The organism is Veillonella parvula (genome assembly GCF_902810435.1).
Lineage (GTDB): Bacteria > Bacillota > Negativicutes > Veillonellales > Veillonellaceae > Veillonella.
This window is the reverse complement of sequence record NZ_LR778174.1, coordinates 1,568,029-1,584,390: the sequence shown is the minus strand read 5'-3', so window position 1 is coordinate 1,584,390 and position 16,362 is coordinate 1,568,029. Positions and strand designations below refer to the sequence as shown.

Below are 16,362 nucleotides of genomic sequence, written 5' to 3'. Positions count from 1 at the left end.
ATATAGATGCATCAAGATGCAAAAGATATTTTATATACAGAGGAACAATTAAAGGCTCGTGTGGCTGAATTAGGTCGTCAAATCAGTGCTGACTATAAAGGGGAATCCGTAGTTCTCGTAGGTGTATTGAAAGGTGCTATCGTTTTCTTTACAGATTTAGCTCGCTCTATCGATGAGAATGTGGATGTAAGCTTCGATTTTATTTCTTGCTCTAGCTATGGCAGTGGTACAACTAGTACAGGGGTAGTTCGAATTTTAAAAGATTTGGATCGCTCTGTAGAAGGAAAGCATGTACTCGTTGTAGAAGATATTGTAGATACGGGTACAACATTACATTACTTGCTAGAAAATTTACATGCTCGTGGAGCTAAGAGTGTACGCCTTGCAGCGTTGTTGAATAAGCCTGAACGCCGTAAAATGGATGTAGAAGTAGACTATGTGGGCTTTGTCATCCCTGACTACTTTGTTATCGGCTATGGTTTAGACTATGCAGAAAAATATCGTCACTTACCTTATATAGGTATTTTAAAGGAAGAAATGTATCAAGATTAAAAATATGATATAATATATGAGTGCATCTCTCAACGAGATGTACTCAATTCGTTTATGCCACTAAACTATTATTGAAAGGGGGAATATTTTGGGTCGATTTACAAAAAATATCGTCCTTTATTTACTTATCATTGCCGCTTTCGTTATCGCCATTGACGCTTTCTCTGGTCAAAGTGCGAATAAATCTGAACTCAGTTATACAGGATTTATTCAACAAGTACAACAGAAAAAGGTTGAGTCCGTAACGATTACCAATGATCATGGTATTAAAGGTAAACTAAAAAATGGAACAGAATTCAATTCTTATGCGCCAACTGATGAAACATTAATCAAAACTTTACAAGATAATGGTGTAGAAATTACTGCAGCTCCACCTGAGCAACCTGCTTGGTGGATGAGCTTGTTAGGTTCTGCTATTCCGATTATCATCTTGGTAGTATTATTCTTCTTCATCATGCAACAAACGCAAGGTGGCGGTGGCCGAGTGATGAACTTTGGTAAAAGCCGTGCTAAATTGATGGGTGAAGGCAATGTAAAGGTTAGCTTCAAAGATGTAGCTGGCGCTGAAGAAGCAAAACAAGAATTAGAAGAAGTAGTAGAGTTCTTAAAGGATCCAGGCAAATTTACAACTATCGGTGCTAAAATTCCGAAAGGTGTATTATTGGCAGGACCTCCAGGTACAGGCAAAACATTACTTGCTAAAGCTGTTGCTGGTGAAGCAGGGGTACCATTCTTTACGATTTCTGGTTCTGACTTTGTAGAGATGTTCGTTGGTGTTGGTGCTTCTCGTGTGCGTGATCTTTTCACACAAGCGAAAAAGAACGCCCCATGTATCATCTTTATAGACGAAATTGATGCGGTTGGTCGCCAACGTGGTGCTGGCCTTGGTGGTGGTCACGATGAACGTGAACAAACATTAAACCAATTGCTCGTTGAAATGGATGGCTTTGGTGCCAACGAAGGTATTATTACTATCGCTGCAACAAACCGCCCAGATATTCTAGATCCTGCACTTTTACGTCCAGGTCGTTTTGACCGTCAAGTTATCGTAGGTCGCCCAGATCTACGCGGCCGTGAAGCAATTTTGAAAGTTCATGCTCGTAATAAGCCTTTGGCTGATGATGTAGACTTGAAAATAATTGCGAAGAAAACTCCAGGCTTTACTGGTGCAGACTTGAGCAATTTGTTAAATGAAGCAGCTCTTTTGGCGGCTCGTCTTAACAAAAAAGTAATTACTATGGCTGAAGTTGAAGAAGCCAGTGAAAAAGTTAGTATGGGACCTGAACGCCGCAGTCATATTGTGAGCGATAAGGATCGTAAATTGACAGCATACCATGAATCTGGTCATGCTATCGTGGCACATCTATTGCCTCATGCAGATCCTGTTCATAAAGTAACGATTATTCCTCGTGGTGCAGCTGGTGGCTACACTATGATGCTTCCTACTGAGGAACAAAACTACAAAACAAAATCTCAATTATTAGCAGATATTCGAGTTGCTCTTGGTGGTCGAATTGCAGAAGCCTTGATTTTAGATGAAATCAGTACAGGCGCTTCTGGGGACCTTCAAAGTGTAACTAATACTGCTCGCGCTATGGTAACGCGTTGGGGGATGAGCGATGAGCTTGGTCCTATCGTGTTTGGTGAACAACAAGAACAAATCTTCTTAGGAAAAAACCTAGGCCATGAACGCAACTATAGTGAAGAAATCGCTGCGAAAATCGACTCTGAAATTCATCGTATCGTAGAAGAAGCTTATAAAGATGTAACAAAACTTCTTAGCGATAATGAAAAATTCTTACATGACATGGCAAATGCTTTGTTAGAAGAGGAAACAATCGATGCGAAAGCGGTAGATAATCTTTACAAATATGGTACAACAAAAGAACCTGAAGCTGAGGAGCCTAAAGTAGTTTCTGAAGTAGAAGGTAGCGTAGTACCAGAGAGTGTTGATGCTAAAGAAATAACTAGTACTGTAGCAGATCCTAGTGAAGCATCATCTAATGAAATTAAATAATGGATTTTGTCCAAATGAAAAAGAGCTAGCCTTTTTAGAAGGCTAGCTCTTTTTTACTGTCCATCGTTTATATGACGTGTGGCAAGAAGTTCTGTCATGCGTTGTTCTTTTAGTTTTTGCAAATATTTTTGTGCCAAAACATTTGGTATAGCTACACCGATTGCTATAGCTATAGTTGTAAATGTGCCAGTTACACCATTTTGTATCATAAGGATTAGACTAGCATCATTTAATGCATTGATGTGTAACATGTCGAAGAGAAATCGGTAGTACAGTATACCGGGCATTAATGCGATGGCAGACGGTACGATAATGATAGTGCTAGATGTTTTTAACCAAGTAGAAACTTTTACAAAAATAATACTCATAATGGCAGCACCAATAAAGGTAGCACCTGGTGTAGAAAATCCTAATTCTACGGATAGTATATTGCGAATACATACACATAGTACGCCACCAATACCAATGGATACTAATAGTCTGACAGGAGCATTAAAAAGTACCGCAAAAGCGGCTGCAGCTGTAAAAGAACCGATAACTTGCTCTATGGAAATAACATGAGGTTTAATATCAACAAAATTAAATGCTGGTGCAGGGCTAAAGTAGAGTGCCATAGCCATACCTAAAGTCATGCTACCCACGATGAGTAGTGTTCTTATAGCGCGTGTCATGCCCGATAAAATATGATTATTAATGATATCGATGACACAATTGATCAATGGTACCCCAGGAATCATGAACAAGGTACAGCAAACGAGTACATATAGTAAGGATTCATTATTTACATGACTATAAAAAGCGTAAGCCGATATCATGGCACCAAATCCGCCTAATGCGATTCCTACATATTCATTAAGCCCTAATCTGCCTGATAGGGTGCGCGTAAAATAACCAATACTAGAACATATGATAGTAACGATGAATGCGATGATATCGCCACTGTAAAGGTATGCAAGACCTGCCGAACCTAGTGCACAAGCTAGTCCTTTTATCCAGTTTGGATACGTCGGTATAGTTGTATCCAGTTTGGCAATTAGTCGTTCATAGGTCGTTAGTGAGTAATGTCGCTCAAAGGCGCGCCATGTGAGCTTTGATACGGCATTGATCATAGCCATATTCGGAATATGAACCGGTGTTTTTCTGAAGACCGTTATGGATCGTTCTTTGTGTAATAGATTGACCATAATAGTGGTATATGAAATATGGATATTTAAGTAATCATGAGGAATTCCCATAAATGTTGCGGCTTTTAGCATTTCCTCAATGATTCGATTTGTATTTGCCCCACATTCCATTAGTAACTTCCCTATATTGAGTAGTACATCCAGTTTTCGATGAATATGGATAAAAGGGTTCTCTAAAACTTGATTTTTCTCTTCTAATGTAAACTGTTTCATATATCTCTCCGAAGGATAATAGATAGCATTATTGTTATCTATTTTTTTATGTATACCTTTATACTATATACATTATAACATTAATTATTTTAAATAATCCTTGCATTTTACAAGGTACACTTGTACAATCGAATTGTAAACCTAGGTTGACAAAGAAAGGGGCTCTAAACTATGCGTGATGAAGTGCTAGAATTCTTGAGACAAAACCAAGGTAGTTTCGTATCGGGACAAGATATGTCCGAAGCCTGCCATGTTTCGCGCACAGCTATTTGGAAACATATCAAGGCGTTACGTCAAAAAGGCTACAAAATTGAATCTTATACCAAGAGAGGGTATCGATTATTGGAAGAACCTGATTTGTTGAGCCCCTTGGCAATGAAACAAATCTTAAAAACAGATGTATTTGGTAAACGATATGTTTATATGGATACCACGGAGTCTACGAACTTAGAAGCTCGTCGTTTAGCTCAACAAGGTGCAGAAGAAGGTACGGTTGTGGTTACTGAGGAACAGGCTGCTGGTCGTGGGCGTTTATCTCGCGGTTGGTATTCTCCATTTGGCAAAGGCTTGTGGTTTAGCTTGATTTTACGCCCTGATTTTCCACCTGTAGAGGCTCCAAAGTGTACTTTGATGGCTGCAGTGGCTTTAACAAAGGCCTTTCATAAGATGGGACTCACTGATGTGGGGATAAAGTGGCCTAATGATATTCTTGTGAATGGTCGTAAGCTAGTAGGTATTTTGACTGAAATGTCTGGTTCTATGGAAGAAATTTCTCATATTGTAATGGGCATTGGGGTCAACGTAAAAACAAAACAAGAAGAATTACCAGAAGAGTTAAAATTAATTGCTACATCCCTTGCGATGGAAGATATTGATATTGAGCGCACAGAAGCATTTAGACTTATATTAGAAGAACTAGAACATCAATATTATGAAGTGCTCGATAGTGGCTTTGACGAAACCCTTAATGAATGGCGTCAATTATCTGTTACTCTCGGTGAAGAAATTGAAGTGCGTGCTCCTGGCAATACCTATGAAGGGGTAGCTACAGATATTGATGAAGATGGTAATTTATTAGTAAGAATCTCAGATGGGACAATTAAACGTATTGTGGCAGGGGACGTATCAATTCGTCCACGTAAATAGGAGGCATTAATGTTATTAGTAATTGATGTGGGAAACACCAATATTGTTCTCGGTGTATACGACAAGACAGAACTTGTGGGTCACTGGCGTATTTCCACAGATCGGGTCCGTACCACCGATGAATATGGCATGCTGATGATGAACTTATTCTTTCACGACCGTAAGGTTGATGTAAAAGATATTAATGCTATCATTATTTCCTCGGTTGTACCACCATTAATGCCTACATTAGAGCGCGTGTGTTTGCGCTACTTTAATGTAAATCCTCTTATTGTAGGTCCAGGTACTAAAACTGGCATCGCTATTAAGTATGATAATCCTCGTGAAGTAGGGGCTGACCGTATTGTAAATGCTGTAGCAGCACATGAGCTTTATAAGGGCGATTTAATTATCATCGATTTTGGTACGGCTACAACTTATTGTGCGGTACAAGGTAATGGCGATTATATGGGCGGGGTTATTACTCCAGGGGTAACAATTTCTGCAGAGGCTTTATTCCAACGGGCGGCCAAATTACCTCGTATCGATGTGAGAGACCCTGGGCAAGTCATTTGCCGGAATACGGTGTCTTCTATGCAATCTGGTATGTTCTACGGTTATGTAGGTCAAGTAGAAGGCCTCGTGTCTCGTATGAAAGCGGAAATGGGAAATCATGTAACTGTAGTGGCTACAGGTGGTTTGGCACAGCTTATTAGCAGTGCTACAGACTGCATTGACCATGTAGAACCTATGCTTACATTAGAAGGCTTACGCCTTATTTACGAAAGAAATAAATAATGCTACTATAATATAGTTACGTATAGGTAACGAAGTAGTGTACATTCGGGTACAGCTTATGCTGTACCTTTTTTATTAAGGGAAATAGAATTATATGAATAATAAACAGTGGCAAATTGGGGCTGTCAAAATTGATGGTCAAGCCATATTAGCGCCTATGGCAGGGGTTAGCGATATTGCGTATCGACTACTGGCCAAAGAACAAGGTGCAGCCTTGGTATGTACCGAAATGGTCAGTGCTATGGGCATTAAATATAAGAATGAACGTACTCATGAATTATTGCGCATTGAAGAGGCAGAACGTCCTGTATCCATGCAAATTTTTGGCTCTAATCCAGAAGCAATCGCTTTGGGGGCTAAGGTTGTGGCCGATGCGGGTGCCGATATTGTAGATATAAACATGGGCTGTCCTGTAAAAAAGGTAGTTACCTCTGGCGATGGTTCGGCACTTATGAAAAATCCTGATCTAGCGGCACGTGTTGCAGAAGCCGCTGTTGAGGCTGTTGATGTACCTGTTACTGTAAAAATGCGTATCGGTTGGGATAGTGACTCTATTAATGTTGTGGATTTTGCAAAACGCATTGAGTCTACAGGTGTGGCTGCTATAGCCGTACATGGGCGTACAAAGGAGCAAATGTATAGTGGACATGCGGACTGGTCTTATATTAAGGCTGTGAAAGAAGCGGTATCTGTACCCGTACTTGGCAATGGAGATATAGTGAATCCTGAAGATGCTAAGCAAATGCTTGATGAAACCGGTTGTGATGCTGTAATGGTAGGCCGTGGTGCACAGGGGAATCCTTGGATCTTTGGTCGTATTCATCATTATTTAGCCACTGGTGAAGTATTGCCGGCTCCGACCGATATAGAGCGTCTAGATATGTTATTAAAGCATTTTGACTTGTTATGCCAATACAAGGGTGAAAGTATGGCCGTTAAGGAGATACGCACTCATGCGGGCTGGTATATGAAGGGACTTCCGGAATCTGCATATTGGCGCAATCGAGTGAATACAATTCATACTGTAACGAGCTTTCACAATGAGCTAGAATCATATCGCAAAATACTGTCCGAAGGGTAGTCAGATTGACAAATAAATAGTATTTTTATATAATGATTGAGATAATTTAGAAACAAGAGATAAGGTGTCATCTTATTATGACACTTTTTCTTATTATTTATATGTAGAAAGAGTGGGGTACCCATGGCAGACGTAAAAGAAACATTACTCACCGCCGAAGGTTTAAAGAAGTTAGAAGAAGAATTAGCGTACTATAAATCTGTACGCCGTATTGAAGTATCTGAACGTATTAAAACTGCTATTGAATATGGCGATATCAGTGAAAACTCTGAATATGATGATGCAAAAAATGAACAAGCTTTTATTGAAGGTCATATTGTAGAGTTAGAGAATAAGATTAACACTGCGAAGATCATCGATGAATCTGTAAAAGGTGACGTTGTATCTGTAGGTAGTAAAGTTACTGTACTTGACACTATGTACAACGATGAATTGGAATATGTTATCGTTGGTTCCTCTGAAGCGGATCCATTTAACAATCGTATCTCTAATGAATCTCCTGTAGGTAAAGCTATTTTGGGTAAACGTAAGGGCGATGAAGTAGAGGTTTCCACACCAGATGGTCCTGTAACATTCAAAGTGTTAGCAATCCAATAATTTACAATTACCGACAAAGAGGCGATAACATGAGTGAAGAAATTAAAAATGTACAAGAAGAGCTGAATGAGCAAATGCAAATTCGCCGCGATAAATTAGCCGAATATGAAGCTGATGGTATTTACCCATTTGGCCAACGTTTTGTCGTAAAAGATTACGCAAAAGATATTAAAGAAGACTTCTTCTTGAAATATGATGGTCAGCCTGTAGTTATTGCAGGTCGTTTGATGACAATCCGTTCCCATGGTAAAACGGCATTTGCGAATATTCGTGATAAATCAGGTGATATTCAAGTATACTTCCGTAAAGATGTATTGGGCGAAGATGCTTATAAATACGTTAAAATGCTTGATATCGGTGATATCATCGGCGTAGAAGGTCACGTATTTAAAACACATACCGGTGAAGTTACCATTAAAGTTAACAAATTAACATTGTTATCTAAGTCTTTACGTCCATTACCAGAAAAATGGCATGGATTAAAGGATACAGAACTTCGTTACCGTCAACGCTATGTTGATTTGATTGTAAATCCTGAAGTGCGTGATACATTTGTAAAACGCTCTCAAATCGTTGCTAAGATTCGCGAATACATGATGCGTGATGGCTTCATGGAAGTGGAAACACCGATGATGCATGCTATCCCTGGTGGGGCTGCTGCACGTCCATTTATCACTCACCATAATGCGCTTGATATCGATATTTACATGCGTATTGCACCAGAATTGTATCTCAAACGTTTAATCGTTGGTGGTATGGACCGCGTGTTCGAAATGAACCGTTGCTTCCGTAACGAAGGTATCGATAATCGTCATAATCCAGAGTTTACTACTATCGAATCGTACCAAGCCTATGGCGATGTAGAGGATGCCATTCGCTTAACAGAAAATCTTGTGTCCTACTGTGCTCAAGAAGTACTTGGTACACAAGAAATTACATACCAAGGTACAGAAATTAATTTGACTCCTCCTTGGAATCGTATCACAATGGCTGAAGGTGTAAAAAAATACACTGGTGAAGATTTTGATGCAGTCACAACTATAGAAGAAGCTCGTGCTATTGCTGATCGCTTAAATGTAGAATACACAGAAAATGATGGTATTGGTAAAATCTTAAATCTTTGCTTCGAAGATTATGTAGAAGAAAACTTGATTCAGCCAACTATCGTATATGGTCATCCTAAAGAGATTTCTCCACTTGCTAAAGCAAGTCGTGAAAATCCATTGGCTACAGAACGTTTTGAAGCTTTCATCTATGGTCGTGAATTGGCAAATGGCTTCTCCGAGTTAAATGATCCAATCGACCAAAAACAACGTTTCTTGGATCAATTAAAAGAACGTGAAGCGGGCGATGATGAAGCTCACCGCATGGATGAAGACTTCGTTACAGCTCTTGAATACGGTTTACCTCCAACAGCTGGTCTTGGTGTTGGTATCGACCGTCTTGTTATGTTCTTAACAGACTCTGCATCTATTCGAGATGTATTATTGTTCCCATTGATGAAACCAGAAGCTCCTAAGCATTTTGAAGCTGAAGAAGATTAATTCTAAAGCTCACTACCGTGTATGGTGGTGAGCTTTTTGCTGTTTAGCATACAAAAAAAATCGATATAAAGCCCGTATCAAACACTTTGATACGGGCTTTTATCAACTCTTATAATGTTGATTAATAAATATATGAAGTGTGATTAGATATACAATATAAAAATGGTGTACGGATTATCTATGATTACATTATGATATACATAAAAAATTTTGATTTACTTTGTGATGAAATAAAAGAACATGGATATATAGTATTTATCGTTGATTTTCCAATATTATAGAGATATATGTGATTAAATTTACACATACCTGTAATAGTATAGATTATACATTTAAATCATGCACAATGTATAATTATGATATATGTGTATAATTAAACACTTTTAAATGAAAAATTCAGATGTTAAGATAGAAATATAGATACGTGAATTACCTTTAAAACAAGGAGGTGTATTTAGTAAAGGTGAATTCATTAATAAATTTTATAAATCAACCCTATGTGTAAGTTATATTCTTTAAATTATCGTTGTTAACATAATTTAGGAGGAAACACATCATGAAACATTTAAAAATTGCTTTCTCTCATAAGGCGCAATTCTACTTCGGTTCTATGGAAGGGCGTACAAATGTGGAGCTTAGTCAAACTGATTTTACCGATGTGGGGGCCATCGTCATTAGCGAGTCCGATACAGATGTACTTGAAAATGAGTTGGTACAATCCTTTGGTATACCGGTTTTCTTGGTTGTGTTTGATAAGTCTGTAGATATTTCTCCTTTTATCGGTAAGGTGGAACGTGTTATCGACGGATCAACTACAAATTTTGATTTATATAAACGACAGATTGAAGCGGCTGCTGCAAAATATGAAGCATCTATGTTACCGCCATTCTTCCAGGCCTTGGCAAATTACGTAGAGGACGGTAATTCTCAATTTGACTGCCCGGGGCATCAAGGGGGGCAATTCTTCTGCAAGCATCCTGCAGGACGTGCTTTCTATGATTTCTTCGGAGAAAATGTATTCCGCGCCGATCTTTGTAATGCGGACGTTAAGTTAGGTGATCTTCTGATTCATGAAGGTTCCGCAGTTGAGGCTCAGCAACATGCTGCACAGGTGTATAATGCGGACAAAACATATTTTGTATTGAACGGAACATCATCTTCTAATAAGGTCGTGTTAAATGCATTACTTACTCCTGGGGACATTGTTTTATACGATCGCAATAATCATAAATCGATTTGTCACGGGTCGCTCGTCATGTCCGGCGCAACACCTGTATATCTTGAAACGGCACGTAATCCGTTCGGGTCCATCGGCGGTATCTTAGAACATTGCTTTGATGAAAAATATATTCGCAAGCTGATTGCTGAAAAAGATCCTAAGAAAGCAAAGGCAAAGCGGCCTATCCGGTTGGCGGTTATTCAATTGGGAACGTATGACGGGACCATTTATAATGCGCGTCAGGTAGTCGATAAAATCGGACATCTCTGTGATTATATCTTCTTTGATTCCGCTTGGGTCGGCTATGAACAGTTTATCCCTATGATGAAAGACTGCAGTCCGTTGCTTTTGGAACTTGGTCCTGATGATCCTGGTATCCTGGTATCTCAATCCGTTCATAAGCAGCAGGCGGGCTTCTCACAGACATCTCAGATTCATAAGAAGGATAAGCATATTAAGGGGCAAGACCGCTATGTAAATCATAAACGTTTGAATAATGCGTTTATGATGCATGCCTCTACATCACCGTTCTATCCGTTGTTTGCAGCCCTTGACGTAAATGCAAAAATGCATGAAGGCGAAGCGGGTAAAAAATTATGGATTGAATGTGTGGAAACGGTTATCGAAGCTCGTAAAGCCGTATTGAAACACTGTAAATATCTACGTCCGTTAGTACCACCGGTTGTACATGGTAAAAAGTGGGAAGACGGCGACACAAAGAAAATGGCACAGGATGTGGATTACTTCGCATTTGAACCGGATGCGAAATGGCATTCCTTTAAAGGCTATGGCAAAGGTCAATATTTCATAGATCCTTGTAAATTTCAATTGATTACACCGGGTATTAATGTGGAAACGGGTGAATACGAAGATTTCGGTATTCATGCCAATATTCTTGCAAACTACTTGCGTGAAAACGGAATCATTCCTGAAAAATGTGACTTGAATACCATTCTGTTCTTGATGACACCGGCGGAAACAAAGACGAAGATGGATGATTTAGTGGCGCAACTTGTCCGATTTGAACAATTGATTGAAGCTGATGCACCTATGCAAGATGTATTGCCGTCCATTTATTACAGCCACTTGGATAAATACAAGGGATATCACATTCGTCAGCTATGTCAGGAAATGCATGACTTCTATAAAGACCGGAATGTAAGTATCTTGCAACAACGATTGTTCTTATATGATTACTTCCCGGAATATGTTATGAATCCTCAGGAAGCTAATTTTGAATTCCAGCGCGGCAAAGGTGAACTTGTACCGTTGAGCGAAGCGGAAGGGCGCATCGCTCTTGAAGGTGCGCTTCCTTATCCTCCAGGGGTATTGTGCGTACAACCGGGCGAATGTTGGTCAAAAACTGCTTGTGATTACTTCTTGGCGTTGGAAGAAGGCATCAACAAATTACCTGGATTTGCTCCGGAAATTCAAGGCGTATACATTACGGAACAGCCGGATGGAACGAAGAAAGCATTCGGTTATGTGTTGAAAAAAGAATTTGAAAAATAATTCCTCTGTGTACCGTCGGAGGTTTTCCGGCGGTACAATACACAAGATAAAAGGAGGTAACTATGAGTACAGGCAAAAATAAGATGTCCGTATTGCAGCTTACAATTTTGACCGCTGTAAATATGATGGGCTCAGGTATTATCATGCTGCCTACAAAATTGGCGCAGGTAGGATCATTGTCAATCGTATCATGGCTGATTACAGCTGTAGGTTCCATGTGTTTGGCCTATGCTTTTGCAAAGTGCGGTATGTACAGTCGTAAAGGCGGCGGTATGGGCGGTTATGCCGAATATTCCTTTGGCAAGGCGGGGAACTTCATGGCGAATTATACGTATGGCGTGTCTCTTTTAATCGCCAATATTGCTATCGCTATTTCAGCCGTAGGCTATGCGGCGACCTTTGCAGATGTTACGTTGACTCCGTTGTTGACCGGTATTTATACGATTGTCACATTGTGGTTGGCGACGACGTTGAATTTCGGTGGTGCCAGCATCACGGGACGTGTATCCAGCTTTACGGTATGGGGTGTTATTGCACCGGTTATCGTAATCAGTACAGTCGGTTGGGCTTATTTCTCAACAGATATGTATGTGGCGAACTGGAATGTTAATAATATGCCGTTCGGCGAAGCGGCAACTAATTCCATCGCTATGACTTTATGGGCATTTCTTGGCCTTGAGTCCGCCTGTGCAAATGCGGATGCCGTAGATAATCCTGAAAAGAATGTACCGAAAGCAGTTCTCGGTGGTACATTAGGGGTTGCAGTTATTTATATCGTATCCACCAATATGATCTTTGGTATTGTTCCTGCAAATGAACTCGTTAACAGTAATGCACCGTTTGGTTTGGCCTTTGCATCCATGTTTAACGGTGTAGCCGGTAAAATCGTTATGGGTCTTATGGTTATGTCGTGTTTCGGATCTTTACTCGGATGGCAGTTTACCATTGCCAATGTATTTAAAGGTGCTGCGGACGAAGGATATTTCCCTAAATTATTCAGCAAGATTACATCTAAAGATGCACCTGTAGTTGGTATGGTAACGATTACAATCATTCAATCCTTCCTCAGCTTGATGACAATCAGTCCATCTTTGAGTGAACAGTTTGAAACGCTCGTTAATTTAGCGGTTGTAACGAATATCATTCCATACCTCTTGTCGATGGGGGCTATCATCGTGTTGATGAAAGCTACGGGCCGCAGTGGCGGCGAATTGAAGGGGACAACCTTTATCGCTTTCATTGGCTCCATTTATAGCTTATATGCGCTATATGCATCCGGTCTTGAAGCAATGACATATGGTGCCATTGTAACCTTTGCGGGCTGGACCTTGTACGGCTTTGTATCGGACCGATTTGATTTGGAACGAAATCTCGGGAAATAGTCTTTATACGATGCGCCTCCTGAGGGAGGCGCATTGTTAGGATGTTTATTTATTATTTATTATTGACAGTATATAAAAATAATTTTATACTTAAACTAAGACATATTTGTTCGGTACATATTTTATACAATTGATATATATAATTTCATAGTAAGACTATACCTTGTATACCCTTGACATGATGGGTCAAGGCTTTCTAGCGGGAACCGATATTCACGACTACAAGAGCTATTTTGTGATGCTCTTGTAGTCGTTTTTATTTATTTTCTTCTCTTTAAGTTAGGAGGTAAGTAAGATGAATTCGATGTCGAATGAGAGTGTGAGACACGGACAGGACCGGTGCTGGCTTGATAAATTTTTCAAGCTGTCTCAGCATGGTACGAATGTGCGTACCGAGATTTTTGCGGGCATAACTATGTTCATCGCTTCCGTATATATTTTAGCGGTTATACCGAATTTGCTGGTTGCATCCGGTATGCCTCATGAAAGTACGGTTGCGGCAGTTATTTTGACGACCGCATTTACGACAATTTTAATCGGTTTAGTAGCGAACGTTCCGGTTATCGTCGCTCCGGGACTAGGACTTAGCGCATTCTTCGCCTATACCATATGCGGATCGATGGGACTGACCTGGCAGACCGCACTAGGTGCCGTATTTATTTCCGGTGCTGTCTTTATTGTTTTGACAATAACGCGTATTTTGAATCTTATCATCGACGGTATTCCCAAGGTACTTAAAACATCTATTGGTGTCGGTATAGGTCTCTTTATTGCTTTTATCGGATTTAAAAATGCTCATATTATCGTAGCGGATAAGGCCACATTCGTAACACTTGGCAATATGCAGGATCCTGCGGTATTGTTGACATTGGCCGGTTTGCTCATCACCAGTGTGCTCTTAGCCAAGCAGGTGAGGGGCGGTTTGTTGTTGGGTATGATTATCACGACTGTTGCGGCCATGATTTTCGGTTATACAAAGGTCCCTGAAACTAGTGCGGATATTTTCAACTTGGTGCCGCCATTTCCTGTGGATACATTTGCTCAATTGGATGTGATGAGTGCTATTAAATATGGATTTTTGTCTATTATTTTCTCTATTACAATTGTAGATATGTTTGATAACATCGGTACGCTTATCGGTGTCACGCGAAAAGCGAATCTCGTTGATGCGGACGGTAAATTTAAACGGTTAAATCATGCATTACTATGTACATCTATAGGTGCCGCGGCCGGTGCAATCATCGGTACGTCTACGGTAACTTCCTATATTGAAAGTGCGGCCGCTGTTGCCGATGGTGGACGTACGGGTCTTACGGCATGCGTAACGGGTATATTATATTTAATCGCTCTGTTTTTTGCGCCATTATTCTTATTGGTACCTGCTCAAGCAACAGCTCCGGTACTCGTTATCGTAGGTGTATTTATGATGAGTGAAGTGACGCATATCGACTTCGGTGATTTTACGGAAGCGTTGCCTGCATTTTTAACGATTCTTCTTATGCCGCTTACCTTCAGTATTGCGCAAGGTTTATCCTTCGGTTTTATCTCTTATACATTGGTGAAACTTATTACAGGACGTCGTAAGGAAATCCATCCTGTTATGTATGTAATGACCATTGCTTTCATCATACATTTTGCTATATAAGCTGTGAGAGTCGGGATTGTTATATGTGTTTTTATTGTTGAGAGAGTAGCATCGAGCAATTATAGTTCATTGTAGTTGACGTACGTATATTACGGTTAAGCGGTATTGTTGAAAAGAGGAGATTATTCGATGAATTCCGTTTATATAGTAAAAGGTAATATTATTTATACATCACGACCAGCGGAGTTTGCAGTGATTCCAAACGGCTATATGATTGTGCGTGACGGTCGTATCGCATATTGTGGTGAAAGTATTCCCTCCGAATTTGAGTCGTATCCGGTTGAGGACTACGGGGATAATTTAATTATTCCCGGATTTGTCGATACCCATGCTCATGCGCCTCAATTTTGCAATCGAGGCCTTGGCATGGATAAAGAATTGCTGCCTTGGCTTGAAACGTATACATTTCCGGAGGAGGCGAAGTTTTCGGATTTAGACTACGCAAAGACGGTATATAGCGCTTTTGTTAACGAATTATGGCGTTACGGTACAACGCGCAGTATTTTATTTGGCACTATTCATAAAGAAAGCACATTGCTATTGATGAGGTTGCTTTCAGAAGCCGGCCTATCCGCTTTTGTAGGCAAGGTTAATATGGATCGGAACAGTCCCGATTATCTGATTGAGGATACGGACCAGTCCTTACATGATACGAGAGTATGGCTTGAAGAGGCTCGACAGTTTGGACCGCTCGTACGACCTATTGTAACCCCTCGCTTTGTGCCATCCTGTACGAGCCGCCTGATGAGTGGTCTCGGAGATTTAGCGGTGGAGTATAATGTGCCAATTCAATCGCATTTATCTGAAAATCATGGTGAGATTGAATGGGTTCATTCACTTCATCCGGATTCCTCCAGTTATACGGATGTATACTGTGAACATCGTCTGATGGGTACAGTGCCGACGGTCATGGCTCATTGTATTCATCTGAGCGATGAAGAAATGGAGCGGATGCATGAAACGAAGACGATGGTGGCACACTGTCCGTATTCTAACGTGAATTTGTCCAGCGGCATTGCACCTATACGAAAATTATTGAATCATGGTATTTCCATTGCACTGGGATCAGACATTTCAGGAGGCCATGACATCAGTATGGCTAAGGTTTTGACCGAAGCCGTGGGTTTGTCAAAGATGAAGTGGGCCGAGGTGGATGCCAGCTATGCATCGCTTACATTACCGGAAGCTTTCTATATGGCGACTAAGGGAGGCGGACAATTCTTTGGTGACGTAGGTAGCTTTGAAACCGGCTATGAATTTGATGCTCTTGTTATCGATGATCATGAATTGTTTGATCCGAATGAACGGAGTATAGAGGAACGTCTGGAACGGTGGCTATATATAGGTGATGATCGCCATATTGTTGGGAGATATGTAGCCGGTAAATTGTTAGATGAGCCTCCGATGGCTATGTAGCTATCATATAATAGAATAAAAGTTCATATGTTAGTGATTATTGAAGGTCCACCGTGCATAAGGTATACGGTGGACTT

12 protein-coding genes and 1 riboswitch are annotated in these 16,362 nt (G+C 40.3%); of the genes, 11 read left to right on the top strand and 1 reads right to left on the bottom strand.

Annotated elements, in window-relative coordinates; all coding sequences use genetic code 11:
• Positions 1-6 precede the first annotated feature (6 nt).
• The gene (gene hpt, locus FNLLGLLA_RS07170; RefSeq protein ID WP_004698467.1) at positions 7-552 is read left to right on the top strand and encodes a hypoxanthine phosphoribosyltransferase; all 546 of its coding nucleotides are present in this window, start codon (positions 7-9) and stop codon (positions 550-552) included.
• Between the two features lie 88 nt (positions 553-640).
• Positions 641-2,569 (top strand): ATP-dependent zinc metalloprotease FtsH, encoded by a 1,929-nt coding sequence (gene ftsH, locus FNLLGLLA_RS07165; RefSeq protein ID WP_156696958.1) that lies wholly within the window; start codon positions 641-643, stop codon positions 2,567-2,569.
• Between the two features lie 53 nt (positions 2,570-2,622).
• Here ftsH and FNLLGLLA_RS07160 read toward each other — a convergent pair whose 3' ends face one another.
• Positions 2,623-3,966: a threonine/serine exporter family protein gene (locus tag FNLLGLLA_RS07160; RefSeq protein WP_004695419.1), complete on the bottom strand. Its 1,344-nt coding sequence runs from the start codon at positions 3,964-3,966 to the stop codon at positions 2,623-2,625.
• Positions 3,967-4,137: 171 nt separating this feature from the next.
• On the opposite strand from FNLLGLLA_RS07160, the gene FNLLGLLA_RS07155 reads away from it, so the two are divergent.
• The 9 genes from FNLLGLLA_RS07155 to guaD all read left to right on the top strand — a co-directional run bounded on the left by FNLLGLLA_RS07155 (position 4,138) and on the right by guaD (position 16,285).
• On the top strand, positions 4,138-5,112 hold the full coding sequence (locus FNLLGLLA_RS07155; protein ID WP_156696959.1) for a biotin--[acetyl-CoA-carboxylase] ligase: 975 nt from the start codon (positions 4,138-4,140) through the stop codon (positions 5,110-5,112).
• A gap of 9 nt (positions 5,113-5,121) precedes the next feature.
• Positions 5,122-5,889 carry a type III pantothenate kinase gene (locus FNLLGLLA_RS07150; RefSeq protein WP_004695423.1) on the top strand — a complete coding sequence of 256 codons (768 nt, stop codon included), beginning with the start codon at positions 5,122-5,124 and terminating at the stop codon, positions 5,887-5,889.
• A 94-nt stretch (positions 5,890-5,983) separates the two neighbouring features.
• Entirely contained in the window at positions 5,984-6,970 is a 987-nt protein-coding gene (gene dusB / locus FNLLGLLA_RS07145) for a tRNA dihydrouridine synthase DusB (RefSeq protein WP_156696960.1), read from the top strand.
• Between the two features lie 123 nt (positions 6,971-7,093).
• Positions 7,094-7,567, top strand: a complete 474-nt coding sequence (gene greA / locus FNLLGLLA_RS07140) for a transcription elongation factor GreA (protein ID WP_004695428.1) — start codon at positions 7,094-7,096, stop codon at positions 7,565-7,567.
• 29 nt (positions 7,568-7,596) lie between these two features.
• A complete protein-coding gene (gene lysS / locus FNLLGLLA_RS07135; RefSeq protein WP_156696961.1) occupies positions 7,597-9,111 on the top strand; it encodes a lysine--tRNA ligase in 1,515 nt (504 codons plus the stop codon).
• 556 nt (positions 9,112-9,667) lie between these two features.
• Entirely contained in the window at positions 9,668-11,842 is a 2,175-nt protein-coding gene (locus tag FNLLGLLA_RS07130; RefSeq protein WP_021147864.1) for an ornithine decarboxylase, read from the top strand.
• A 62-nt stretch (positions 11,843-11,904) separates the two neighbouring features.
• Positions 11,905-13,224: a putrescine-ornithine antiporter gene (gene potE, locus FNLLGLLA_RS07125; protein ID WP_021147865.1), complete on the top strand. Its 1,320-nt coding sequence runs from the start codon at positions 11,905-11,907 to the stop codon at positions 13,222-13,224.
• A 143-nt stretch (positions 13,225-13,367) separates the two neighbouring features.
• Positions 13,368-13,466: riboswitch (purine riboswitch) on the top strand.
• Positions 13,467-13,543: 77 nt separating this feature from the next.
• A complete protein-coding gene (locus FNLLGLLA_RS07120) occupies positions 13,544-14,869 on the top strand; it encodes an NCS2 family permease (protein WP_232054980.1) in 1,326 nt (441 codons plus the stop codon).
• Between the two features lie 129 nt (positions 14,870-14,998).
• Positions 14,999-16,285: a guanine deaminase gene (gene guaD, locus FNLLGLLA_RS07115; protein ID WP_021147867.1), complete on the top strand. Its 1,287-nt coding sequence runs from the start codon at positions 14,999-15,001 to the stop codon at positions 16,283-16,285.
• Positions 16,286-16,362 lie beyond the last annotated feature (77 nt).